This is a genomic window from Falsiroseomonas bella (genome assembly GCF_003173615.1).
Taxonomy (GTDB): Bacteria; Pseudomonadota; Alphaproteobacteria; order Acetobacterales; family Acetobacteraceae; genus Falsiroseomonas; species Falsiroseomonas bella.
Genome location: NZ_QGNA01000003.1, coordinates 350,763 through 374,530, shown reverse-complemented (window position 1 = coordinate 374,530; position 23,768 = coordinate 350,763). Strand labels below are relative to the sequence as shown.

Annotated in this window: 23 protein-coding genes; 8 read left to right on the top strand and 15 right to left on the bottom strand. The window is 72.2% G+C overall.

All coding sequences use genetic code 11. The features are described 5' to 3' along the window. Nucleotides 1-5: 5 nt before the first annotated feature. Together DFH01_RS14340 and DFH01_RS14335 are read right to left on the bottom strand one after the other, a co-directional pair. A complete protein-coding gene (locus DFH01_RS14340) occupies nt 6-398 on the bottom strand; it encodes a hypothetical protein (RefSeq protein ID WP_109871144.1) in 393 nt (130 codons plus the stop codon). Nucleotides 399-422: 24 nt separating this feature from the next. Beyond that, on the bottom strand, nt 423-788 hold the full coding sequence (locus DFH01_RS14335; protein WP_109871143.1) for a hypothetical protein: 366 nt from the start codon (nt 786-788) through the stop codon (nt 423-425). A gap of 183 nt (nt 789-971) precedes the next feature. Between DFH01_RS14335 and DFH01_RS14330 the strand changes: the two genes are divergently transcribed. Next, complete coding sequence (locus DFH01_RS14330; protein ID WP_109871142.1) at nt 972-1,712, top strand: maleate cis-trans isomerase family protein; 741 nt, start codon at nt 972-974, stop codon at nt 1,710-1,712. On the opposite strand, the gene DFH01_RS14325 is transcribed toward DFH01_RS14330, so the two are convergent. Beyond that, entirely contained in the window at nt 1,709-2,530 is an 822-nt protein-coding gene (locus DFH01_RS14325; RefSeq protein ID WP_109871141.1) for an alpha/beta fold hydrolase, read from the bottom strand. The two genes, DFH01_RS14330 and DFH01_RS14325, sit on opposite strands and share 4 nt — an antisense overlap. A gap of 109 nt (nt 2,531-2,639) precedes the next feature. Between DFH01_RS14325 and DFH01_RS14320 the strand changes: the two genes are divergently transcribed. Both DFH01_RS14320 and DFH01_RS14315 read left to right on the top strand, forming a co-directional pair. Next, complete coding sequence (locus tag DFH01_RS14320) at nt 2,640-3,605, top strand: Bug family tripartite tricarboxylate transporter substrate binding protein (protein ID WP_109871140.1); 966 nt, start codon at nt 2,640-2,642, stop codon at nt 3,603-3,605. 28 nt (nt 3,606-3,633) lie between these two features. After that, a complete protein-coding gene (locus tag DFH01_RS14315; protein WP_109871139.1) occupies nt 3,634-4,842 on the top strand; it encodes an MFS transporter in 1,209 nt (402 codons plus the stop codon). Between the two features lie 3 nt (nt 4,843-4,845). Here the strand turns inward: DFH01_RS14315 and DFH01_RS14310 are convergent, their stop codons facing one another. From DFH01_RS14310 to DFH01_RS14300, 3 genes are all read right to left on the bottom strand, one after another. Beyond that, nucleotides 4,846-5,709, bottom strand: a complete 864-nt coding sequence (locus tag DFH01_RS14310) for an aspartate/glutamate racemase family protein (protein ID WP_109871138.1) — start codon at nt 5,707-5,709, stop codon at nt 4,846-4,848. A gap of 149 nt (nt 5,710-5,858) precedes the next feature. Continuing rightward, entirely contained in the window at nt 5,859-6,644 is a 786-nt protein-coding gene (locus tag DFH01_RS14305) for an SDR family NAD(P)-dependent oxidoreductase (RefSeq protein ID WP_109871137.1), read from the bottom strand. After that, on the bottom strand, nt 6,641-7,468 hold the full coding sequence (locus DFH01_RS14300; RefSeq protein WP_109871136.1) for an alpha/beta fold hydrolase: 828 nt from the start codon (nt 7,466-7,468) through the stop codon (nt 6,641-6,643). The genes DFH01_RS14305 and DFH01_RS14300 overlap by 4 nt, the downstream gene beginning before the upstream one ends. Nucleotides 7,469-7,644: 176 nt before the next feature. Between DFH01_RS14300 and DFH01_RS14295 the strand changes: the two genes are divergently transcribed. Further along, nucleotides 7,645-8,148, top strand: a complete 504-nt coding sequence (locus DFH01_RS14295) for a YciE/YciF ferroxidase family protein (protein ID WP_109871135.1) — start codon at nt 7,645-7,647, stop codon at nt 8,146-8,148. A gap of 40 nt (nt 8,149-8,188) precedes the next feature. Here the strand turns inward: DFH01_RS14295 and DFH01_RS14290 are convergent, their stop codons facing one another. After that, a complete protein-coding gene (locus tag DFH01_RS14290) occupies nt 8,189-9,229 on the bottom strand; it encodes a uroporphyrinogen decarboxylase/cobalamine-independent methonine synthase family protein (RefSeq protein WP_109871134.1) in 1,041 nt (346 codons plus the stop codon). 159 nt (nt 9,230-9,388) lie between these two features. Here DFH01_RS14290 and DFH01_RS14285 point away from each other — a divergent pair, with 159 nt between their 5' ends. After that, nucleotides 9,389-10,297, top strand: coding sequence for a dioxygenase family protein (locus tag DFH01_RS14285; protein ID WP_109871625.1), 909 nt, complete (start codon nt 9,389-9,391; stop codon nt 10,295-10,297). Between the two features lie 155 nt (nt 10,298-10,452). Further along, entirely contained in the window at nt 10,453-16,185 is a 5,733-nt protein-coding gene (locus DFH01_RS29005; protein WP_109871133.1) for a calcium-binding protein, read from the top strand. Between the two features lie 18 nt (nt 16,186-16,203). Here the strand turns inward: DFH01_RS29005 and DFH01_RS14275 are convergent, their stop codons facing one another. The 6 genes from DFH01_RS14275 to DFH01_RS14250 form a co-directional block, all read right to left on the bottom strand. Continuing rightward, nucleotides 16,204-17,058 (bottom strand): TauD/TfdA dioxygenase family protein, encoded by an 855-nt coding sequence (locus DFH01_RS14275; RefSeq protein WP_109871132.1) that lies wholly within the window; start codon nt 17,056-17,058, stop codon nt 16,204-16,206. 90 nt (nt 17,059-17,148) lie between these two features. Further along, nucleotides 17,149-18,075 carry a sugar kinase gene (locus DFH01_RS14270; protein WP_109871131.1) on the bottom strand — a complete coding sequence of 309 codons (927 nt, stop codon included), beginning with the start codon at nt 18,073-18,075 and terminating at the stop codon, nt 17,149-17,151. Further along, nucleotides 18,072-18,698, bottom strand: a complete 627-nt coding sequence (locus tag DFH01_RS14265; RefSeq protein ID WP_109871130.1) for a bifunctional 4-hydroxy-2-oxoglutarate aldolase/2-dehydro-3-deoxy-phosphogluconate aldolase — start codon at nt 18,696-18,698, stop codon at nt 18,072-18,074. The genes DFH01_RS14270 and DFH01_RS14265 overlap by 4 nt, the downstream gene beginning before the upstream one ends. Nucleotides 18,699-18,720: 22 nt before the next feature. Continuing rightward, nucleotides 18,721-19,539, bottom strand: coding sequence for a MurR/RpiR family transcriptional regulator (locus DFH01_RS14260; RefSeq protein ID WP_109871129.1), 819 nt, complete (start codon nt 19,537-19,539; stop codon nt 18,721-18,723). 67 nt (nt 19,540-19,606) lie between these two features. Next, nucleotides 19,607-19,909 (bottom strand): hypothetical protein, encoded by a 303-nt coding sequence (locus DFH01_RS14255; RefSeq protein WP_109871128.1) that lies wholly within the window; start codon nt 19,907-19,909, stop codon nt 19,607-19,609. Between the two features lie 68 nt (nt 19,910-19,977). Next, nucleotides 19,978-20,412, bottom strand: a complete 435-nt coding sequence (locus tag DFH01_RS14250) for a DUF3429 domain-containing protein (protein WP_109871127.1) — start codon at nt 20,410-20,412, stop codon at nt 19,978-19,980. Between the two features lie 115 nt (nt 20,413-20,527). On the opposite strand from DFH01_RS14250, the gene DFH01_RS14245 reads away from it, so the two are divergent. Continuing rightward, nucleotides 20,528-21,835 carry a hemolysin family protein gene (locus DFH01_RS14245; protein ID WP_109871624.1) on the top strand — a complete coding sequence of 436 codons (1,308 nt, stop codon included), beginning with the start codon at nt 20,528-20,530 and terminating at the stop codon, nt 21,833-21,835. A gap of 10 nt (nt 21,836-21,845) precedes the next feature. Here the strand turns inward: DFH01_RS14245 and gpt are convergent, their stop codons facing one another. Together gpt and DFH01_RS14235 are read right to left on the bottom strand one after the other, a co-directional pair. After that, nucleotides 21,846-22,340, bottom strand: a complete 495-nt coding sequence (gene gpt, locus DFH01_RS14240; protein ID WP_109871126.1) for a xanthine phosphoribosyltransferase — start codon at nt 22,338-22,340, stop codon at nt 21,846-21,848. A 102-nt stretch (nt 22,341-22,442) separates the two neighbouring features. Further along, nucleotides 22,443-22,781: a tRNA-binding protein gene (locus tag DFH01_RS14235; protein WP_109871125.1), complete on the bottom strand. Its 339-nt coding sequence runs from the start codon at nt 22,779-22,781 to the stop codon at nt 22,443-22,445. Nucleotides 22,782-22,884: 103 nt separating this feature from the next. Between DFH01_RS14235 and DFH01_RS14230 the strand changes: the two genes are divergently transcribed. Beyond that, nucleotides 22,885-23,649, top strand: a complete 765-nt coding sequence (locus tag DFH01_RS14230; RefSeq protein ID WP_109871124.1) for an SDR family NAD(P)-dependent oxidoreductase — start codon at nt 22,885-22,887, stop codon at nt 23,647-23,649. Nucleotides 23,650-23,768 lie beyond the last annotated feature (119 nt).

Here is a 23,768-nt window from a genome sequence, read left to right as displayed (position 1 = left end):
CCCGTTCAGTTGTAGTAGTTGTTCACCACCGTCGTCGGCTGGCCGTAGTGGTAGACGGAATTCGCGGCGGCGGTGGCGCTGGCGGCACCGACGGCCGCACCCGTCACGGCGCCGGCGGCGAAGGCGCCCACCGGATGATACGGGTGGTAGTACGGCACCGGCGCCACCGGCACGGGCGCCCGATAATAGCCGCCGTAATGATATCCCGAATAGCCGTGCACATAGGTCGCGCCGCCATAGCCGGGATGATAGGCAGTGCCCCAGCGATAGCCCGTGCCGGTGCCGCCGGCGTGCCAGGCCGTGCCCCAGCGCGTCACGCCGCCGGCGTGCCAGTAGGCCTCGGCGGCTGGCACGGCGACCAGGGCGCCGAGGGCCGTCGCGATCAGGATCCTGCGCATGCGCCTGTCTCCGTCGGGCTGGGTTCAGCGGTCCTGCATGCCATGGTCGTGCAGCAGCTTGCGCCAGTCGGCCAGGCTGCGTTCGCAGAACGACCGATCCACCTCATGCGACGCGCCGGCGCCGAAGGAACTCGCGAAGCGGAAGGCGGCGTTCGCGCCCATCTCCGCGACGAGGATGCCGTTGAAGGCCAGAAGCCGGCGCTGCGCGGCCTCCCGCTCCGGCTCCGGCAGGCACTGGAAGGCGTGGCCGGCCATCAGGCCGAGATTGATCAGGCCGCGGTCCATCGTCTCGACCGTCGGCGGGCCCGGCGGCGGGGCCGGGGCCTGCGCCCGTGCCGGCACTGCCGCCGAAACCGCTAGGAGGGCCAGGCCCAGCAGGCGCATGCGCATCGTGGCTCGTCTCCGGATGCCGGGCGGCCGCCGGGGCCGCGCGTCTCGCTCCGCAGGCTAGGCGGGGCGAGGCGGGCCTGCGCAGGCCAAACGCTATCCGTTTTGGGTGAAGCGCATCGCCGCGCGGCCGGTGCGCTGGGGCGGCGATGCGCTATCCTGCCCGGATGCAGCGGGAGAGATGGCATGGCTGAACCGGACGGCGCCGCGCCCTGGCGGCGCGTGGGCATGCTGATCCCCTCCTCTAACACCTCGATCGAGCGGGAATACCCGGCCTGGATGCCGGCCTCGCTCTCCTTCCATTTCGCGCGCCTGCCGATGACGCGGCTGGATGCCCCGGGCATGGCGGAGCAGCAGGCGGAGATGCGCCGCGCGGTGACGAGCCTCGCCGATGCGCGGGTGCATGCGGTGCTGCTCTGCCAGACCGCGGCCAGCTTCTGGATGGGGGCGGCGTGGGACGCGGAAATCCGCCGGGAGATGCAGGGCTGGGCCGGCGTGCCGGCGCTGACGGCCGCGCAGACCGTGTTCGATGCGCTCGCCGCGCTCGGCGCACGACGCATCGGCTTCGCGGCGCCGTTCCCGGAAGAGATCGGCCAGGCGAGCCTGCGCTACCTGGAGGCGGGCGGCGTCACCGTGCTGCGCAGCGCTTTTGGTGGCCTGCGCGACAACTTCGCCATCGCGGAGATCGCGCCCGACCAGGTGCTGGACCTCGCCGCCCGCGCCGACCATCCGGAGGCCGAGGCGCTGCTGCTGCCGGGAGGCAACATGCAGTGCCTGGCGCTGGCGGATGCGATCGAGGCACGGATCGGTAAGCCCGTCGTCTCCACCAACTCCGCCGGCATGTGGGCGCTGCTGCACCAGTTCGACCTGCGCACGCCGCTGCAACGCGGCGGGCGCCTGCTGCGCGAACTGCCGGCGCGGCGTTAGCCCCGGGCCGAGAGGAACTCCAGCAGAGCCGCTGTGCAGGCCTCGGGCGCCGCATCGCCGATGTTGTGCGGCATGCCTTCCAGCGAAACCAGTCGCGCATCGGGGATCAGCTTCTGCATGCGCTCGTACTGGTCGTGCGAGCCGATCGGCTCATGGCCGGGTGCGACGATCAGCGTGGGGCAGCCGATGCGCGGCAACTCGTCCTCCCAGTCGCGGCTGCTCATATGCGCGACGAAGCGGCCGATGAAGGGCAGGTCGTTGCCGCCGGTCTGGCGGCAGAACCAGTCCACGAGCCCCGGATCGGCGTCCGCCGGGAAGCGATCCGCGACGCCCGACCGCATGAAGGCCTCGAGCCCCATCGCGGCGGCCTTGGCCGGCCAGGTGCCCGCCTGGCTGTTGCGCAGCCCGGGCGTGGAGGCGAAGAGCGCGAGCGTCGCGACGCGCCCTGGATGCTCCATCGCCAGGCGCTGCCCGACATAGCCGCCGGCCGAGAGCCCCACCGCATGCACGCGTGGCACGCCGAGATGGTCGAGAAGCTCCACCACGTCGGCGACCAGGCGTTCCACGGTCAGCGGCTGCGCCTCGGTCGGGATGGCGGAGGCGCCGTGGCCGCGCAGCTCCAGGCTCAGCACCGTCCGCTGCCGCGCAATGTCGGGGATCCAGGAGAACCAGCGGCGATAGGACCCCATGGCCGCATGCAGCAGCAGCACCGGCACCTCGGGCGTGCGCCAGGGCGGGGTGAAGTCGTCCACGCGCCAGGCGAGGCGCACGCCGTCGCTTGCCGTCAGGAAGGACATGTTGGGGTGAAGGCTGCTCATCGGACCCGTCGCGCAACGTGGTGGCACATCGTCACGCGCCGCGCGGCGTTGCGCAATGCGCGCCGAGGACTACGATGCCCGGCAAGACCGGGAGAGGAGGGAGAAGAGAATGTTCCGCCGTCGCCACCTGCTGGCCGCTTCGGCTGCCTTGCCCATCGCCCGCGGCGCCGCCGCGCAATCCTATCCCGACCGCGCGCTGCGCGTCGTCGTGCCCTTCGGGCCGGGCGGCGGCACGGACAACCTGATGCGGGTGATCGAGGCGCCGACCCGTGCCGCCTTCGGCCAGCCGCTGGTGATCGAGAACCGCGCGGGCGCGGGCGGCACCATCGGCACCGATCTCGTCGCGCGCGCGCCGGCCGATGGCTACACCGTGCTGGCGGTGGACAGCAGCTACGCCATCAACCCGGCGCTCTTCCCCAGCCTGCCCTATGATCCGGCGAAGGATCTGGTGCCGGTCAGCCTGCTGGCGAGCGGGCCGGTGATCCTGCTGGCGCATCCCTCCCTGCCGGTGAACACGGTGCAGGAACTGGTGGCGATGGCGAAGGCGCAGCCCGGGGCGCTGAACTATGCCTCGGGCGGCAACGGCGCTTCCACGCACCTGGCGGGCGAGCTGCTGAAGATGGTGGCCGGCATCGACCTGGTGCATGTGCCCTATCGCGGCACCGGGCCGGCGACGACGGATGTGGTGGCCGGGCATGTGAAGCTGATGTTCAATGGCATCAGCGCCGCGCGGCCGCATGTGGATGCGGGCCGGCTGAAGCCCCTGGCCGTCACCGGCGCGCAGCGCGCCGCGGCGCTGCCGAACGTGCCCACTTTCGCGGAATCCGGGCTCGCGGCGGTGGAGGCCTCCACCTTCTGGGGCGTGCTGGCGCCGGCAGGCACGCCGCAGGCGGCCATCGCGAAGCTGTCCTCCTCCTTCCGGTCCGGCGTCACCGATCCTGCCGTGCAGGAGCGGCTGCGCAGCCTGGGCTTCGAGCCGATCGGCGGCGATGCCGCCGCTTATGCCGAGAACCTGCGCAGCGAGACGACGAAATGGGCCGAGGTGGTGCGGCGGGCGAATGTGAAGCTCGACTGAGTCCGCGCATCGCATCGCCGCGCGCGGCGTGAGATCGCCCTGGATCGCCGCGCTGGGGGCGACCCTGCTGATGCAGGTGATCGCCTCCTTCATGGCGCACAGCCTGCCGGTCGTGGCACCGCTGCTGACCGGCGATCTCGGCCTGGCTTCGGAGGCGATCGGCAACCTCTCCGCGCTGAACGCCTTCGGCACGGTGCTGTTCCTGGCCTTCGGCGGGCCGTTCCTGGCGCGGCTCGGACCGGTGCGGATGCTGCAGATCGGGGCGGCGATGTCGGCCGTGGGGCTTCTCGCGCTCGCCAGCGGGACGGCGCCCGCGCTGGTCTTCGCGGCGCTGCTGCTGGGCGTGGGCTATGGCCCGAGCCCGCCGGCGGGCAGCCGCATCCTGGCCGCGACGGCGCCGCCGCGGCACCGCAGCCTGATCTTCTCGGTGAAGCAGGCTGGCGCGCCGATGGGCGGCGTGCTGGCTGGGCTGGTGACGGCGCCGGTGGCGAGCCTGTTCGGCTGGGGCGCAGCGCTCGCGGTCTGCGCGGCGGCGGCCTTCCTGGCGGCGCTGTCCATCCAGGGGCTGCGGCGCGATCTGGACGCCGAGCGCGATCCGGCGCGATCCATCCGGCCGCGCGATGTCCTCGCGCCGCGCACCCTGGCGCTGCCCTTCACCGCCCTGCGCCTGGCACCGGCGCTGCTGCCGCTGACGCTGCTCGCGGTCTCCTTCGCCATCGTGCAGGGCTGCCTCTTCACCTTCACCGTCACCTGGCTGGTCGAGACGCGCGGCCTGACGCTGGTGGAGGCGGGCGGCGCCTTCGCGGCGATGCAGGGCGCGGGCGTGGTGGCGCGCATCGTGCTGGGCTGGCTGGCGGACCGCACGGGGCGGCCGATCGTGAACCTGCTGGTGCAGGGCTTCGCCGCCGCGGCCGCGGTGCTGCTGCTGGCGGCGCTGCCTGAGGCGCCGGGCGCGGCGCTGGCCGCGCTGCTTTCGGCCGTGGCGGGCTTCGTGGCGGCAAGCTGGAACGGGATCTACCTGGCGGAGGTGGCGCGGCTTTCGCCGAAGGACCGAATCTCCGATGCGACCTCCGGCTCCACGCTGCTGACCTTCCTCGGCTATGTCGCGGGGCCGCTGCTCTACGGGCTGCTGGTGACGGCGAGCGGCGGCTGGGTGGTGCCTATGCTCGCCACCGCGGTGCAGCTTGCGCTGGTCACGTTGCTGGTCGCACCGGCGCTGCTGCGCGCCAGCCGGTAGCGGTCAGGGCAGCTTGCGGCGTCGCGTGCGGCGCGGCGGATCGGCGGGAAAGGCGAGCCCGCTGGCATCCACGCCGAGGCCGACCAGCATCTTCGCCTGCGCGACGGCCGCGCCGTAGCCTTCCAGCACCGGCACATCCCAGCCGATCTCCGCGAGCCGCTGCTGCAACGGCGCCTGCAGCCAATAGGCCGCCGAGCAGCCGAGGATGAAGCAATCCGCGCCATCCTCCTCGATGGCGGCGACGGCTTCGGTGACGGCGACTTCCAGCATGGCGGAAGGCTCGCCCCGGGCATGGCGCTCGGCTTCCTGCTGCACGTTGATCCGGCCCTCATGCGCCGCGCGGGGCAGGGGGAATTCCAGGTTGCGGATCGAGGCGCAGCGATCCTCCATCCGATACAGCTGCACCAGGTCCGCCATGCGGAGATTGTGGTTCTCCGACACGTCGAGGATGGTGAAGCGCCGGCCGAGCAGCGATGCGGCGTGCATCTGCGCATGCGCGCAGGCCGTGACGACGACGCGGTGGCGATGCGCGATCTCCCGCGCCTCGAGGAAGCCGGGATCGCCGCCGCCGAGCAGCACCAGCGCATCCCAGCGCCCGCTCGCCGCTTCCTGCCGCACCACGGGCAGGCGGTTGACGCCGGCGATGGCGAATTCCTCGCGCATCTCCACCGGCCAGAAGCCCGGCGAGGCGGGCGCGCCGGGGTGCACGTCCCACTCCACGTCGTGCAGCAGCACCGGCAGGCGCGCGGCGTTGCCGAGCATCGTCTCGCGGCTGTTGGCGAAGGTGCCGAGGGTGAGGCCGCCATCGGCGGGCGGCGCATAGGCGCCGATCAGCAGCATCCGGCAGGGCGCGGCCATCATGAGCATCTCTCCTTCCTGCGTCGCGCATCAGCCGCCTGCGGCGGCCAGTTGGCCGCCGAGGCCGCGGATGCGGCCCGCCGCCTGTGCGGCGAAGCCAAGCGCCAGGGGCGCGCCGGCGTCTGAGGGCGAAGTGCGCCAGCACTTCGCAACGCAAATCAATAGGCGGAGCGGCCGCCATCGGCGGCGATGGTGGCGCCGGTGATCATGCGGGCGGCATCCGAGGCGAGGAAGACCGCGGTGGCGGCGACATGCTCCGGCTCGCCGACCCAGAACGGGTACTCGCGCAGCCGGCCAACCGGGTCCTGCGGATCGCGGCCGTCCGCCTGCGCATCCAGCCCGCCCCATTGGCGGATGATCCGCTCCGTCATCACCCGGCCGGAGGCGATGACGTTGGCGCGGATGTTGTGCTTCGCATAGGTGGCGGCGAGCGCGCGCGTCAGCGACAGGATCGCGCCCTTCGCCGCGGTGTAGACGTGATGCGGGCTGGCGCCGCGCAGCGCCGCGCCGGAGGACATGTTGACGATGGCCCCGCCGCCCGCGGCGATCATGTGCGGGATGGCGTGGCGGCAGCAGAGGAAGGTGCCGCGCAGGTCGAGGCCGATGGTGCGGTCGAACACCTCCAGCGGCACGTCCACCACCGTGTCGTCCTCGGGCACGGAACCGCCGGCGCAGTTGAACAAGATGTCGAGGCCGCCGAAGCGCCCGGCGGCCGCGTTCACCGCCGCGGCGACCTGCGCATCCTCGCGAAGGTCGGCCGACAGCGCGATGGCCTCGCCGCGGGCATCGCGCACGGCCTGCGCGGCACGCTCGGCGCGCGCGGCGTCGAGGTCGCAGGCGGCCACGCGCGCGCCGGCAGCCGCGAAGGCGAGGCACGCCGCATGACCGATGCCGCCGCCGCCGCCCGAGACGAAGACGACCTTGCCGTCGAGCCGCGGGTTCATGGCATCGCCTTCGGGTAGCCGAACCTGGCCGTGAGGAAGGCCAGGATGTCCGTCACGCAGCGATCCGCCATCATGTCCGCGATGTTGTGCGGCATGTGCGGATACTCGACCATCGTCACGTCCGGGATGCGCTCGCCCATCGTGTCGTAGCTGTTCGCGGAGCCGACGGTCTCGCCGCCCGGATAGATGACCAGCGTCGGCGCCTTGATGCGCGGCAGTTCCGCGCTCCACTCCTGCGTCGCCATATAGCCGATGAAGCGCGCGATGTAGGCGGGATCGTTCTCGCCGGTCTGTTGCAGGAACCAGCGGATCATGCCGGGATCGGTGCGCTCCACGTCGAAGCGCATCGCGATGGTGCGCGCGAGGAAGGGTGTGAGGCCCTCCTTCTCGATCAGCGGCAGCCATTCCAGCGCGCTCGGGCTGAGGCCGGGGGTGGAGCCGATCACGGCGAGGCCGAGCACGCGCTCCGGCCGCGTGATGGCCAGCCGCTGCGCCAGGTAGCCGCCCGCCGAGTTGCCGACGAGATGCGCCTGCCGGGCGCCGACGGTGTCCATCAGCTCCTCCACGTCACGGACGAAGCGCTCCATCGAAAGCGGCACGTCCGGCTTGGGCACCTCGGAGGCGCCATGGCCGCGCAGGTCCATCCGCACCACGCGGAAATGCCGTGCCAGGCCCGGAATCCAGGAGTAGAACCGCCGGGAGTTGCCCATGGCCGAATGCAGCAGAACCAGCGTGGGCGGCGCGGTCCAGGGATCGGTGAAATCGTCCACCCAATAGGCGATGCGCAGCCCGTCGCTGGCGGTGAAGCTCAGGCCTTCGGTCATGCCGGACGGTCTCCCTGCGTCACGTTGCGGCCGGAGAGGGTGATGGCGGCATGGCCCGATGTAAACCGTCGGGCGCGCCCCCGAACCTGCGGTGGCGCCGGGCGTTGCAGCGGGTCAGGGCGGGCAGACCGGCCCGCCCGCCGAACCCTCAACGCCAGCCAGGGAGCCCCGACGCCATGGGCCTTTTCTCCAAGAGCATCAAAACGCTCGACGACCTGTTCGTCCACACGCTGCAGGACATCTACTATGCCGAGCAGCAGATCGCGAAGAACCTGCCGACGATGATCCGCAAGGCCTCCGACCCGAGCCTGAAGCAGGGCCTGGAGCACCACCTGTCCGAGACGCAGAACCACATCAAGCGGCTGGAGCAGGTGTTCCAGATGCATGGCCAGCCGGTGAAGGGCACGACCTGCGCCGCCATGGACGGCATCCTGGAGGAAGCCTCGGACATCCTCGGCGTCGCCAACGACAACGACGTCACGGACGCGGCGATCATCTCCTCCGCCCAGGCGGTGGAGCACTACGAGATCACGCGCTACGGCACGCTGGTGGCCTTCGCCAAGCAGCTCGGCCGGAACGACTGCGCCTCGGTCCTGCAGCAGAACCTGGACGAGGAATACGCCGCCGACCGCAAGCTGAGCGCGATGGCGGAAGCGCGTGTGAACCGCCGGGCGGCATGACCCGGGAAGGCGCCGGCCAACGGCCGGCGCCGCACCCGCTTCAGCCGGCCAGCTCTCGCCGGACGATCGCCGCACCGTCGGCCAGCGCCTTCAGCTTGCCGAAGGCCCGCTCCCGCGGCAGGTACTTCATCCCGCAATCGGGCGCCGCCACCAGCCGCTCGGCGGGCACATGGCGCAGCCCCTCGCGCAGCCGCGCCGCCACCGTCTCCGCGGTTTCCACCTCTGCCGCGCCGAGGTCGAGCACGCCGAGCATGATCGTCTTGTTCGACAGGTCGCGCAGCATGCCCAGGTCCAGCTTCGGCTGCGCCGCCTCGATCGAGATCTGCGCCGCGCTGCTGTCCGCGAGCTGCGGCAGGAAGGAGTAGCCGGAGGGCTTCTCGCTCACCACGGCCGCATAGCCGAAGCAGAGATGCACGACGGTCGGCCCCGCCACGCCTTCCAGCGCGCGGTTGATCGCCTTCACGCCGTAGCGCTTCGCCTGCTCGGGCTTCGCCTGCAGCCACGGCTCGTCGAGCTGGATCACGTCCACGCCCGCGGCCTTGAGGTCCCGCGCCTCCTCGGCGACCACCTCGGCATAGGCCATGGCCAGCGCTTCCTCGTCGCCGTAATGCTCGTCCTTCGCCTGCATGGAGAGGGTGAAGGGGCCGGGCAGGGTGATCTTGGTGACTCGGTCGGTGTTGGCGCGCAGGAACTGCACGTCCCGCACCTCCACCGGGCGGCGGCGACGCAGCGCGCCGACCACGCGCGGCACCGGCGTCGGCTTGCCCATGCGGCCCACCACGATCGCCGGCTGGTCCACGTCCACGCCTTCGAGTGCCAGGGCGAAGCGGTTGGAGTAGCTTTCGCGCCGCATCTCGCCATCGGTGACGATGTCGATGCCCGCCCGTTCCATGTCGCGGATCGCCAGCACCGTGGCGTCGTCCTGCGCCTGTTCCAGCGCATCCTCCGGCACGCGCCAGATCTCCTTCACGCGCACCCGCGGCACGACGTTGTTCTTCCGCAGCATGGCCTGGTCCACCAGCCAGGCCGGTTGCGGATAGCTGCCGACGACGGTGGTGGGCAGGAGGGTGGCGTCGGTCATGGCGTGTCCTCGATCGGTCGCCGCATCCCGGCGCGGCGCGGGCGGAAAATGCCGCCGGCCCCGCGCCGCCACAAGCCCGCGACCTGCCTCGGGCATGGCACCGCGGCGCGCGGCGCGGTAAACGGCAGGTTGGCAGCCGCGCCGCGACAGGAGGGAAGCGTGCAGGACCTCGACGTCAACGACATCACCGATGCCGTGATCGCCCAGATGGCGACCACGCCCGATCCGCGGCTGCGCCAGATCATGGAGGCCGCGGTGCGCCACCTGCACGCCTTCGCGCGCGAGGTGGAGCTGACGCCGGACGAGTGGCTGAAGGGCATCGCCTTCCTGACCGCCGTCGGCCAGATGTGCTCGCCCGTGCGGCAGGAATTCATCCTGCTGTCGGACGTGCTCGGCCTCTCGCGCCTGGTGAACGTGATGCATGATTCGACGGGCCGCGAGGCGGCGGGCACCGAAACCAGCCTGCTCGGCCCCTTCTTCCGCGAGCAGGCGCCGGAGATCGCGCTGGGCGAGAGCATTGCGCGCGTCTCCAGCGGGCCGGAGATCGTGCTCTACGGCCAGGTGAAGGACGCCGCCGGCAAGGGCGTCGGCGGCGCCTGGGTGGATGTGTGGCAGACCGATGCCGATGGCCTCTACGACCTGCAGGCCCACTCGCCCGATGTCATGGACATGCGCGCGCGGCTGCGCTGCGACGCGGAGGGACGCTTCCAATTCCGCACGCTGAAGCCGCTCGGCTACTCCATCCCGATGGACGGGCCGGTGGGCGAGCTGGTGCGCAGGCAGGCCCGCCACGGCTTCCGGCCCGCGCATATCCACATCCTCGTCGCGGCGCCCGGCTATCGTGAGCTGGTCACCGCGCTCTACTTCGGCGACGACGCGCATGTGGACAGCGACACGGTGTTCGGCGTGTCGAAGTCGCTGGTCGTCACGGCGCAGGACAATCTGCCGGACGCGCCGGTGCCCGGTATGCCGAGCGTGCGCTACGACTTCACCCTGTCGCGCGAGACCGAGGGCGGCGGCGGTCGCGTGGGGTCCGACCCGTCGAAGCTGGTGCCCGCAAGCGGCTGAGGAATCGTCACAAGGTCAGGCTGCGGCAAGAAATGTCAGGTTGTCGTCTCGGCGATTGAATACGCTCGCGACACGCTGAATGGTCGGCGAAACGACGTGCGGGCGCATTGCGTCCCGCGTCTCCACGCAACGCCTGACCAGCAGGGTGCCGGCCCATGCCGATCATCGGCGACGATCTGGACAACGTTCTCGAGGGTAGCGCCGAGGCGGACACGCTCGTCGGCCTCGGCGGCAACGACCGCCTCTACGGCTTCGGCGGCGCGGACAGCATCGTCGCCGGCGAGGGCAACGATGTCGGCCTCGGCGGCTCCGGCGCCGATACGCTGGAAGGCGGCCCGGGCGCGGACACGCTCGAGGGCGGCACCGAGGATGACGACCTCCGGGGCGGCACGGGCCATGACACGCTCGCCGGAAACGCGGGCGCCGACACGCTGTTCGGCGGCGCCGACAACGACCGCCTGACCGACACCGAGCAGTCCAACAGCCTGTTCGGCGAGCAGGGCGCCGACACGCTCACGGGAACCGGCCTGCTCGACGGCGGCGCCGATGACGACGTGATCCGCTATGTCGCGGGCGCCGGCACGACGGTGCAGGGCGGCGACGGCAAGGACCACATCGCCCGTCATACAGGCACGACCAGCGGCACGCTCCTCAACGGCGGCGCGGATGACGACACGATCATCGGCACCGTCGGCGGCGAGACGCTGCTGGGCGGCAGCGGGGCCGATACGCTCGACGCCGGTGCGGGCCATGACAGTCTCGGCGGCGGCAGCGATGGCGACACGCTCTCCGGCGCCGCGGGCAACGACACGCTCGATGGTGGCGAGGGCGCGGATACGCTCAGCGGCGGCGCCGATCGCGACAGCCTCGACGGCGGCGCCGGATCGGACACGCTCTCGGGCGGCGCCGGGCACGACACGCTCGACGGCAACGCCGGCACCGATGTCGCGATGTTCACCGGCAACATCGGCGACTACGCCATCACTATCGACACCCTGGCCGGCACGGTCACCATCCAGGATCTGCGCACGCTCTCGCCCGACGGCACCGATGTGCTGCGCAACATCGAGGTGGCGAGCTTCGCCGATGACGACCTGGTGCTGGTCGCGGGCGGCGGCGTCACGCTGACCGGCAGCGACGGCCCGGACACGCTGGAAGGCGGCCCCGCGGAGGACAGCATCACCGGTCTCGCCGGCGCCGACAGCCTCTCCGGCCTCAGCGGCCCGGACACGCTGCTCGGCGGCAGCGAGGCGGACACGCTGCTCGGCGGCACCGGCTCCGACCTGCTGCTCGGCGAGGGCGGGTTGGACAGCCTGGATGGCGGCAATGGCCGCGACACGCTCGATGGCGGGGACAGCGCGGACACGCTGCTCGGCGGCGGCGGCGCGGATTCGCTGCTCGGCGGCCTCGGCGCCGACCTCCTGACCGATGGCGAAGGCGCCAACAGCCTGGACGGCGCGGGTGGGGCGGACACGCTCACCGGCGCCGGCCTGCTGATCGGCGGCGAGGGCGATGACGTCATCGAGTATCTCGCGCTTGGCGCGACCACCGTGCAGGGCGGGGCGGGGCAGGACCGGATCAGCCGCAAGGACGCGACGGCCGGCGGCGCGCTCCTCGATGGCGGCGAGGACGAGGACACGGTGATCGGCACCAGCTACGCCGAGACGCTGCAGGGCGGCGGCGGCGACGACACGCTGGATGCCGGCCGTGGCGACGACGTGATGCAGGGCGGCGCCGGCAACGACACGATGGATGCCGGGTTCGGCGACGACACCATCGATGGTGGGGAGGGCGACGACCTCGTCACCTTCGGCAGCGCCATCGGCAACTACACCATCCTCCGCCGCGGCATCGACGCCGATGGCGGCAGCCGCCTGGCGATCTTCGACAACCGCGACAACAGTCCGGACGGCGTGGACTTCCTGGACGGGGTGGAGGCGCTTTCCTTCGGCGGGAAGCTCCACTTCGTCGCCGATATGAGTTTCGATGGCTACCTGCTGATCGGCACCGAGGACGACGACTTCATGGAAGGCACGGCCTTCTATGACTGGATCATCGGCCTTGGCGGCGCGGACACGCTGCACGGGCTGGACGGCAACGACCGGCTGGATGGCGAGGAGGGCAATGACAGCCTGCTCGGCGATGGCGGGCGGGATCTGCTCGATGGCGGCCTCGGCAACGACACGGCGGAGGGCGGGAGCGCGGAGGACACGCTGTTCGGCGCCGAGGGCGACGACGTGCTGCGCGGCGGCACGGAGAATGACCGGCTGCTCGGCGAGGAGGGGAACGACACGCTGGAAGGCGGGGACGGCGCCGACACCCTGTTCGACGACGAGGGGTGGAACGCCTTCTACGGCGAGGGCGGGGCCGACACGCTGGGCGGCATCGGCCTGCTGGATGGCGGCGACGGCAACGACCTGTTCCAGTACATCGCCTCCGGCGCCACCACGGTGCTGGGCGGCGCGGGCAACGACCGCATGCTGCGGCTTTCCGGCAATCTCAACGGCACGGTGCTGGATGGCGGCGCGGATGACGACAGCATCGCCGGCTCGCGCTTCGCCGATGCGCTGTTCGGTGGCACCGGCTCGGATTCGCTGGATGGCGGCGACGGCGCGGACAGCATGGAAGGCGGCGACGGCGCCGACAGCATCGAGGCCGGCGGCGGGAACGACACGATCGATGGCGGCGCCGGCGACGATCGCGTCATCTTCACCGGCCGCCTCGAGCAATACACGATCCTGCGGGACGGGGCCGACGTCCTGGTTCTCGACAACCGCCACACCGCTCCCGACGGCGATGACAGGCTGCGCGGCGTGGAGGTGCTCGGCTTCGCCGATGGCGTCACCTTCGCGCCCGTGGCCGGCAACACCGGCCTGCAGTGGCTTGGCGGCGCGGAGGCCGACGCCCTCACGGGCAGCGAAAATGCCGACCTGCTGGAGGGCCGCGAGGGCGACGACGTGCTGGTCGGCCTTGCTGGCCACGACCGGCTGCTCGGGCAGGACGGCGCGGACAGCATCCTCGCCGGCGACGGCAATGATTCCGTGTCCGGCGGGATCGGCGCGGACACGCTCGATGGCGGCGCGGGCGACGACCGGCTGGATGGCGGGGACGAGAACGACCTGCTCCACGGCGGCACCCAGAACGACACGCTCTTCGGCGGGCACGGCGCCGATACGCTGCTGGCCGGGGACGGCGCCGACTCGCTCGAGGATACGAGCGGCATCAATGCGATGTTCGGCGAGGGCGGCGCGGACACGATCGCCGGCGGCGGCTTGCTCGACGGCGGCGACGCGGACGACGTGCTGCGTTACATCGCCGCGGTCACGACAACGGTGCAGGGCGGCGAGGGCAATGACAGCATCGCGCGGCTCTCCGGCAACGGCGGCGGGTCGCTGCTCGATGGCGGCGGCGGCGACGATACCGTGCTGGGCTCGGCGTGGGGCGAGACGCTGCGCGGCGGCGAGGGCGCCGATACGCTGCATGGCGGCGACGGCGACGACAGCCTTGAAGGCGGCGGCGGCGCCGATACGCTGACGGGCTGGGGCGGCTTCGACACGCTGCGTGGCGGCGACGGCATCGACGTCGCGATCTTCCGCGGCAGCCGCGCCTTCTACACCGTGGTCGGCGACCAGACCGGCATGACGATCTACGACAACGTCGAGGGCACGCCGGACAACACCGACGTGCTGTTCGACATCGAGGTCGTGGTGTTCAACGACCAGGTCGTGCAGGTGTCGGACGGCTTCTCCGGCCTGCTGGTGGACGGCACGCTGGGCGACGATGCGGGCCTCGCCGGCACCATCCTCAACGACACCATCCGCGGCTTCGACGGCGCGGACAGCATCGCCGCCATCGCGGGTGCCGATTCCATCGAGGGCGGCGCCGGGGCGGACACCATCTCCGCCGGGGCGGGCCATGACGCGGTCGATGCCGGGGAGGGCGACGACCTGGTTTCTGGCGGCGCCGGCGCGGACAGCCTGCTGGGCGGCGCGGGCGCGGACAGCCTGGCCGGCGAGGGCGAGGCCGACACGCTCGATGGCGGCAGCGGCGCGGACACGATGGAAGGCGGGGAGGGCGATGACCTGTTCATCGCCGACGACGCCGCGGACGCGGTGATCGAGGCGCCCGGCGGCGGCACCGACACGCTGCGTACCGCGCTCGCCTGGACGCTGGGCGCCGAGCTCGAGCGGCTGGAACTGGTCGGCGCGGCGAACATCGGCGGCACCGGCAATGCGCTCGACAATCTGATCTCCGGCAATGCCGGCGCGAATCGCCTGCGCGGGATCGTCGGCGTCGATACGCTGCAGGGCGGCGCGGGCGACGACACGCTCGATGGTGGCGCCGGCGCCGACCGGATGGAGGGCGGCGACGGCAACGACATCTACACGGTCGAGAATGCCGGCGACCTCGTGGTCGAGGGCGCGGATGCGGGCGTCGATCTCGTCGCTTCGGTAATCGGCTGGACGCTCGCCGCCCATGTCGAGAACCTCACGCTGCTCGGCAATGCCGCGATCGACGGCGCCGGCAATGCGCTCGGCAACCGCATCCTCGGCAATGGCGCGGCGAACCGGCTGGCCGGCGAGGACGGGGCCGACACGCTGGAAGGCGGGGGGGGCGCCGACACGCTGGATGGCGGCGAGGGGATCGACCGGCTGGTGGGCGGCGCGGGCGACGATGTCTTCATCGTCACGCCCGGCGACGTGATCGTCGAGCAGGCCGGCGGCGGGGTGGAGACCGTGCTGTCGGCCACGAGCTGGTCGCTGCGCGCGACACTCGAGAACCTCGTCCTGACCGGCGCCGCGGACGCGAATGGCAGCGGCAACCTGCTCGACAACCTGATGCACGGCAATGGCGGCGCGAACCGGCTGTTCGGCATCGCAGGCGACGACACGCTGCAGGGCGGCGAGGGCGACGACGTGCTGGATGGCGGCGCCGGAGACGACCTGCTGGAAGGCGGTGCGGGGAACGACATCTATCTCGTCGACAGCGCGGGCGATCTCGTCGTGGAGGGCGCGGATGGCGGGCTCGATTCGGTGATCGCGGCGCTCTCCTGGACGCTCGGCGGCGGGGTCGAGACGCTGCTGCTGCGCGGCGGCGCCGTCTCGGGCACGGGCAACGCGCTCGACAACCGGCTGGTCGGGACGGGCGGCGCCAATCGGCTGGATGGCGGGGACGGCGCCGACACGCTCGACGGCGCCGGCGGCGCGGACACGATGGAGGGCGGTGCCGGCGACGACACCTATCTCGTCAACAGCGTGCTGGACCAGGTGGTCGAGGCGCCGGGCGGCGGCATCGACACGGTGCGCACCACCGTCTCGCTGGCGCTGTTCGAGGATGTGGAGCGGCTGCTGCTGATGGGCGATGCGGCCCTGCAGGGCATCGGCAACGCGCTCGGCAACGCGATCTCGGGCACGGCGCTGGCGAACCGGCTCGAGGGCCTCGGCGGGAACGACATCCTGAACGGCTTCGAAGGCGCCGACACGCTGGAGGGCGGCCAGGGGCGCGACAGGCTGCTCGGCGGCGCGGGCGAGGACCTGCTGGTCGGCGGCGCCGGAGAGGACACGCTGACGGGCGGCGACGGGGCTGACCTGTTCCGCTTCGACGCGCCGGGCGAGGGCCCGGACCTGATCATGGATTTCGCCGTGGGCCTCGACCGGATCGCGATCTCCGCCGCCGGCTTCGGCGTTGCGCTGCCGGAAGGCGCTTTGGACCCATCCGTCTTCGCCGCGGACGCGCCCACCGCCGCGACGGCGCAGTTCGTCCACCTGGCCGCGACGGGTGTGCTCGCCTTCGATCCGGACGGCACCGGCGTGCTGACCGCGATCGGGATCGCCAGGCTCGACAATCTCGCCCCGATCACGGCGACCGACATCCTGCTGGTCGCCTAGGCGCCGCCGGCGCCGCGTTCAGGCGGCGAGCAGCGGTGCCTCGCCTTCCAGCGTGGTGCGGTGCATGCGGCGCGTATAGCGCGCCTCGTCGAAGGGCGTGGCGCAATGCTGCGTGCAACGGTTGTCCCACAGCACCGCATCGCCCGGCCGCCACTGGTGCCGATACAAGAAGCGCGGCTGCTGTGCATGGGCGCAGAGCTCGGCGATCAGCGCCTTGCCTTCCTCCGGCGCCATGCCTTCGATCTCCACGGCCCAGCGCCCGATGTAGAGCGCGGTGCGGCCACTCCGCGGATGGCGCCGCGCGATGGGATGCCACACATCCGGGCGCTCGCGCTTCTGCGCCTCGGTCAGCGGCGGCAGGTGCGGATAGTTGATGCTGTGCATCTCGACGCGGCTGAAGCGCGCAAGCCGCCCATGCAGCCGCTGCCGCAGCGCCTCCGGCAGCGCGTCCCAGGCGGCGTACATGTCGGCGAAGAGCGTGTCGCCGCCTTCCGGCGGCACCGTCACGCCGAACAGGAAGGAGCCCGCATTCGGGATCGCCTTGTCCTCGCCGTCGCTGTGGAAGCCCATACCGGCCCGGCGCATGCCCACGGCCTTGCCGCCCTCCTCGGCATTGCCGACGACGAAGATCTCCGGGTGGCCTTCCAGGTCGTACTGGGGCGGCGTCATGATGTGCAGCGGGCCGAGGCGGCGGGTGAAGGCGATCTGCTCCTCCGGCGTCATCGCCAGGTCGCGGAAGACCAGGATCGCGTGGTCGAGCCAGGCCTGCTGCACGCGGCGGAAGGCGGCCTCGTCCAGCCGCAGCCCCTTGTCGGCGCCGGTCACCTCCGCGCCGAAGCCGGTCGTGGTGAGCGGCCTGATCTGCAGGGCCATGGGAACCTCCGATGACGGGGCGCCAGGGCGGCGCTCCGGCCATTCTGGCGCGCCGTCGCGCCCCGGCGTCAACCGGAGCCGCCGGGCGGCTCAGCCCTGCGCTGCGAGGAAGCGCTCCACCTCGGCGCGGCGCGGGATCGGCGCGACCGCGCCATAGCCGCGCGTGGAGAGCGCCGCGGCGGCGTTGGCGTAGCGCGCGGCCTGCGGCCAATCCTCGCCCGCCATGCGCCAGGCGAGAAAGGCACCGGCGAAGGTGTCGCCCGCGCCGGTCGCGTCCACGGCCTGCACGCGGAAGCCCGCGATGCGCTCGCGCCCTTCGCGCGTGGCCATCAGCACGCCCTCCGGGCCAAGCTTCAGCATCACGCGCGGGCAGAACTTCAGATAGGCGTCGGCGATCGCGTCCGCGTCCTGCAGTCCGGTCAACGCCTGCGCATCCTCGAGCGAGGGGAAGATCAGGTCGGCCATTGCGGCCGCCGCATGGATGCAGGCGCGCGCCCGCGCGAGCGGCCAGAGGCGCAGGCGCAGATTGGTGTCGAGGCTCACCAGCGCGCCAGCCTTGCGCGCGATCTCCATGGCGCGGAAGGCTGCGTCGCAGGACGTCTCGGAGATGCCGAGCGTGATGCCCGAAAGATGCAGCACCTTCGCCGCGCGGATCGCGGCCTCCGGCAGTGCCTCCGGCCCCAGCCGCGCGGCCGCGCTGCCCTTGCGGTGGAAGGTGAAGTGATGCCCCTGCGCGTCATGCGTGACGAAGTAGAGGCCGGTCGGCGCGGCGGGATCGGTCGGCACCGCGCTGTCGTCCACGCCCTCCTCCCGCCAGAGCGCCCGGAAGGCCTCGCCGGCGCGGTCGGCGCCGAGGGCGGTCACCATGCCCACCTTCGCCCCGCTGCGCGCCGCCGCGATCGCGGCGTTGGAGGCATCCCCGCCGAAGCCTTCCAGATACAGCCGCCGCCCGTCCGGCCCCACCGGCAACTGGTTGAACTCCAGCATGGGCTCGCCCATGCAGAGGATGTCGCTCATGCCTGGACGATCCCGAGCGCGTCACGCGCGGCCTGCTCCACGGCGGCGCGGTCGCCGCGCGCCAGCAGCGTCTCGTCCACCAGCCGCCCGCCCATGCCGACGAAGGCGGCGCCGGCGGCGAAGTAGTCGGGCGCGGTGCGCGCATCCACGCCGCCGGTCGGGCAGAAGGCGACATCGGGAAAGACCGAGCGCAGCGCCTTGAGGTGGCCGGGCCCACCGGCGGAGGAGGCGGGGAAGATCTTCACCGCATCCGCGCCGGCGGCGAGCGCCGCGCGCACCTCGGTCGGCGTCATCGCGCCGAGCAGCGCGCAGGCGCCGCGTAGATGCGCAGCCTCGGCCACGGCGGCATCCACCCAGGGCGCCACCAGGAATCGCGCGCCGGCCGCCAGGCAGGCCTCGGCGGCCGCGCGGTCCGGCACCGTCCCGGCGCCGACCAGCAGCGCGGGATCGGCTGCCAGGCGGCGGATCAGGCCGGGTGCATCCGGCACCGTCATGGTGATCTCGAAGACGGTGATGCCGACGCCGCGCAGCCAGTCCACGGCGTGCTCGGCAAGCTCCGGGCGCGTGGTGCGCACAACCGGGATGACGCGGGCGGCGGCGAGGCGCGGGATCAGCGGATGCATCGGGCGTGGCTCCTGGCCGGGATCATGGGGCGCGCGCCGCTTCGGCGATCCGCCGCAGCCGGGCCGTCGCGCCCGGCGGGGCGAGCGCGGCGGTGGCGGCGGCGAGGGCCTCCGCCAGGGCGAAGGGCAGCAGCGCGGCGGCGTCGCCGGGGCCCGGCTGGTCGCGCAACACGCAGGGGATGGTGAGCGCGGCTGCCATCGCCAGCGGCGTGCCCGGACGGGTGATCGCGATCACCGACGCGCCGGCGGCGGCCGCAAGCCGCGCCGCGGCCAGCACATCCGGCTCCGTCCCTGCACGGGCGAAGCACACCGCGACGGCCTCAGCCTCCAGCGATGCGGCGGCGGCGGTGCGGAGCGCGCCATCCATGCGCGCCACCACCGCGCGGCAGAGGCCCATCAGCGCGGCTTCCAGATGGCGGGCCGGCGCGAGGCTGGCGCCGCAGGCCCAGATCTCCACGCGCGAGGCGAGCAACAACGCCAGGGCGGCCCGCGCCATCAACTCGCCATCGAGCGCGTTGCGTGCGGCGCCGAGACTGGCGATTGCCGAATCCAGCGCCGCCTGCGCCGCCGCGCCCGCCGGCATGCCGGGGATGATCGGGCGCGCGGTGGGCGGCGGGCCGGCTGCCTGTTCCCGCACCACGGCCAGGCGAAGGCCGGAGAAGCCCTCCAGCCCGAGGGCACGGCAGAAGCGGATGACGGTGGGTTCGGAAACGCCCGCGGCGCGGGCCAGCGAGGCGACGGTGGCATCGGGCACGGCGGCTGGATCGGCCGCAACGAGTTCCGCGACGCGGCGCTCGGCCGGGGTCAGGCGCTCCAGTGCTTCGGCGATGCGCTCGCGCAACGGCGGCCTCCCTGTCGAGTCGGAAGGCTAGCCCTTTGCGCGCCGGTGCGCAGCGGCGTTCCGGCGGTCAGCGACGGGCGGCGGCCTCGAAGGCGTCTGCGGTGGCGAGCAATTCATGCGACGCCGCGCGGGCGCGCTCGGCCTCCAGGGCCGCATCGCCGAGCGCGCCGCGAAGCCGATCCGTGCTGGCGCCAAGGCCCGCGACCGCGCCGTTCAGCGCCTCGACCTCGCTGCGGAAGGCCGCGACGGCCACGCGCTGCTGCTCGAGGGCGGCGTCCAGTTGCCGCAGCGCGCGGCGCAGCCGGCGTTCCGGCGTGTCGGGGAAGGCAATCAGCGCCGCATCCGGGGCGGCGACGTCGGCGTCTGTCATCCGGCGGGCTCCGTCGTTAACGAAATCCTACCACAGACAGATTTTTTGAGACAATCCCTATTTTTCGATCAGGCGGCCACGGCGCCGAGAAGCAGTGCGCCGGCCGCGCAGGCGGACAGCAGCCAGCGCAGCCGCAGATAGTCCTGCCCCACCAGCCCTGCGCGCCCGCCGAGCGTCTCCACCCCCGCCGTCGCCAGGATGCCGAGCGTCAGCAGGATCAGGCCCGACGGAACCGGCAGCAGCAGCGCGACCCAGGCCACGAGCGCCGGCACCACGCCGAGGCCGAGGCGCATGGCGGCGGCGCCCTGTTCGGCCGGCGGGGCGCGCAGCGCCAGGCCCCAGTGCACCGCGCCGAGGAAGGCGAGGATGGTCGCGCCATAGGCCGCGAGGGCCTCGGCGGCCGGGGGCCAGCCCGCCAGCGCGGCCGCGGCGAGGCCGAGGAAAGGGATCAGTCCGGCAAGGCCGAGCGGCCGGGTCGGGGCGGGAAGGGCGGTGTCCGTCATCGGCCCACATCTTCCCCCGCCGGCACCGGGCGCAACCCCCCGCGTTTCCCTGCGGGCCGCGCATCCCGTAGAGAGGCCCGCCACACCTGTTCCGGAGCCGCGCATCCTCATGGCCATGGGCCTCGAGATCCTGCTGATCCTTCTGCTGGTCCTGCTCAACGGCGCCTTCGCGATGAGCGAGCTGGCGATCGTCTCGGCGCGCCGGCTGCGCCTGCAGGCGATGCAGCGCAAGGGCAGTGCCGGGGCGGCGGCGGCCATTGCGCTGGCCGATGACCCGCAGCGCTTCCTGCCGACCGTGCAGGTGGGCATCACCCTGGTCGGCATCCTGGCCGGCGCCTTCGGCGGCGCCCGCCTCTCGGGCGGCATCGCCGATCTGCTGGCCCAGATTCCCGGCCTGCAGCGCTTCGCCGCCGAGATCGCCTTCGCGCTGGTGGTGATGCTGATCACCTATCTCTCGCTGATCCTGGGCGAACTGGTGCCGAAGCAGCTTGCGCTGCGCCATCCCGAGCGGATCGCGGTACTGGTGGCGCGCCCGCTCAGCTGGCTCTCCCGCGCCACGGGGCCTGTGGTGTGGCTGCTCTCCACTTCCTCCGCCTTCGTGCTGCGGCTGTTCGGCCGCCACGACGCCTCCGACCAGGCCGTGACGGAAGAGGAGGTCAAGGCGGTGGTGGCGGAGGGCGCGACCTCCGGCGCGATCGAGACGGAGGAGCGGCACATGATCGAGCGCGTGCTGCGCCTGGCGGACAAGCCGGTGCGCGCGCTCATGACGCCGCGGACCGAGCTGGAATGGATCGACCGCACCGCGCCGCCCGAGGATGTCGCGGCGCGGCTGCGGGCCTCCAACGTCACGCGCTTCGTGGTCTCCGACGGGCGTGTGGACAACGTGGTGGGCGTGGTCGCCGCGAAGGACCTGCTGGACCAGCTGCTTGCCGGCGCGCCGCTCTCGGTGCCGGCGGCGATGCGCCAGCCGCTGGTGCTGCCGGACACGCTCTCGGCGCTGGATGCGCTGGAGCGCATGCGGGGCGATCCGATCGGCATGGCGCTGGTGCTCGACGAGTACGGCAGCTTCGAGGGCGTCGTCACCGCCTCCGACCTGCTGGAGGCGATCGTCGGCGAGCTTGGCGTGCAGGAGCCCTCGGAGTCGGTGCCGGTCACCCGCCATGACGGCAGCCTGCTGCTGGATGGGATGATGGCGAGCGACGAGCTGAAGGCGCGGCTTGACCTGCCGGACCTGCCGCGCCAGGGCACCTACCACACCGTGGCGGGGCTGATGCTGGCGCTGCTGCAGCGCGTGCCGAAGGAGGGCGACCGGATCGTCTGGGCCGGCTGGCGCTTCGAGATCGTGGACATGGACGGACGGCGCATCGACAAGGTGCTGGCCGTGAAGGAGGAGGTGGCGGAGGCGGTGCCTCCGCCGCGCTGAGCCTTCGGGCTCAGCCCCCGTTGCTGCTGGCGTGGGACTTCGCGATCGGCGCCACGAATTGCGGCTCGGTGTCCCAGGGGAACAGGATCCAGGTGTCCTGGCTCACCTCGGTGATGAAGGTGTCCACCTGCGGCTTGCCGGCGGGCTTCGCATAGACCGTGGCGAAATGCGCCTTGGGCAGCAGGGCGCGAATGACCTTCGCCGTGGTGCCCGTGTCCACCAGGTCGTCGATGATCAGCCAGCCCTCGCCGCGGCTTTCCAGCGCCGCGGCCGGCGGCTTCACCACGCTCGGCTCGCCGCGCTTCTCCTCGTCATAGGTGACGATGGAGACCGTCTCGATCAGGCGGCATTCCAGTTCGCGCGAGATGATCGCGCAGGGAATGAGCCCGCCGCGGGTGATCGCGACCATGCCCGCATAGGGGCCCTTGTCCACCAGCCGCCAGGCGAGCGCCTTGGCGTCGCGGTGCAGCTGGTCCCAGGTCACGGTGTAGTAGCGGATGGCCATGCGGATCCCTCTGGTCGTCTTCGGCGGCAAGGTTGCGCGGTACCAACGAGGCTGCGCGGCCCCCGCCCCGACCCTCCCCCGCAAGCGGGGAAGGGAGTCTCTTCAAAACATTCTGCCGCCGTCGGGCACCTTCAGGTCGGGGCGCAGCAGCACGACGGCCCCGTTCTCGTCCGGCACGCCCAGCACGAGAATCTGGCTCTCGAAGCCGGCGATGCGGCGGGGCGGGAAATTCACCACGGCGAGCACCTGCCGCCCGATCAGCCGGTCCGGCGTGTAGTGGACGGTGAGCTGCGCCGACGATTGCTTGACCCCGATCTCGCCGCCGAAATCCACCCAGAGCTTGATCGCGGGCTTGCGGGCCTCGGGGAAGGGCTGGGCGTCCACCACCGTGCCCGCACGGATGTCCACCCGCTCGAAATCGGCATAGGCGATCTGGTCCATGGCGCGTCATAGCCCGCGGCGGGGCGGGGTGGAACAGCGTCCGCGCGGGCTTGCGCAGGGGCGCCGCGGGGTTCATTCACCCGGGTCGGAGAAAGGAACGCCCATGACCCTGCCGATGACGCCGAGCTTCCGCCTGGACGGGCAGCGCGCTCTGGTGACCGGCGCGAGCAAGGGCATCGGGCGCGCCGCCGCCGTGGCGCTGGCTACCGCCGGCGCCTCCGTCGTGATGGCCGCGCGCAGCCTGGACGAGATGGAGGAGCCCGTCGGCGAGCTCCGCGCCGCCGGGCACCAGGCGAAGGCGGTCCGGCTGGACGTGACCGACCGCGCCGCGGTGCGGGCGGCCATCGCCGCCGAAGGCCCCTTCGACGTGCTGGTGAACAATGCCGGCACCAACATCCGCGAGCCCTTCCTGGAGCTGAAGGACGAATCGCTGGATGCGCTGCTGGACCTGAACCTGCGGGCGATGTTCACCACCGCGAAGGCGGTGGCGGAGGGCATGGTCGCGGCCGGGATCAAGGGCTCGATCATCAACCTCTCCTCGGTGAACGGGCATGTCGCCGGCGCCAACCGCAGCGTCTATTCGGCGACGAAGCACGGCGTGGAGGGCATGACCAAGGCGATGGCCTTCGAGCTCGGCCCGCATGGCATCCGGGTGAACGCCATCGCGCCCGGCTTCGTCGAGACGCCGTTGACCCGCCCGGTGCTGGACGATCCGCAATTTCGCGCCCGCGTCGTGCGCTCCATGCCGCTCGGGCGCGTGATGAGCGTCGAGGACATCATGGGCGCCGTGGTGTTCCTCGCCGCGCCGGTCAGCGGCATGGTCACTGGGCTGAGTCTTGTTATCGACGGCGGCTCGCTCACGCATTGATGGCTTCGCCACCAATGCGTGAGCGAGCCTTTCGCGCGCCCTCAGACGCCGGGCGGCGGCTCCGCCGGCTTGGCTTCGCGCAGGGCGCTCTTGCGCCAGTTCCGCTGTCGGGCTGTGCG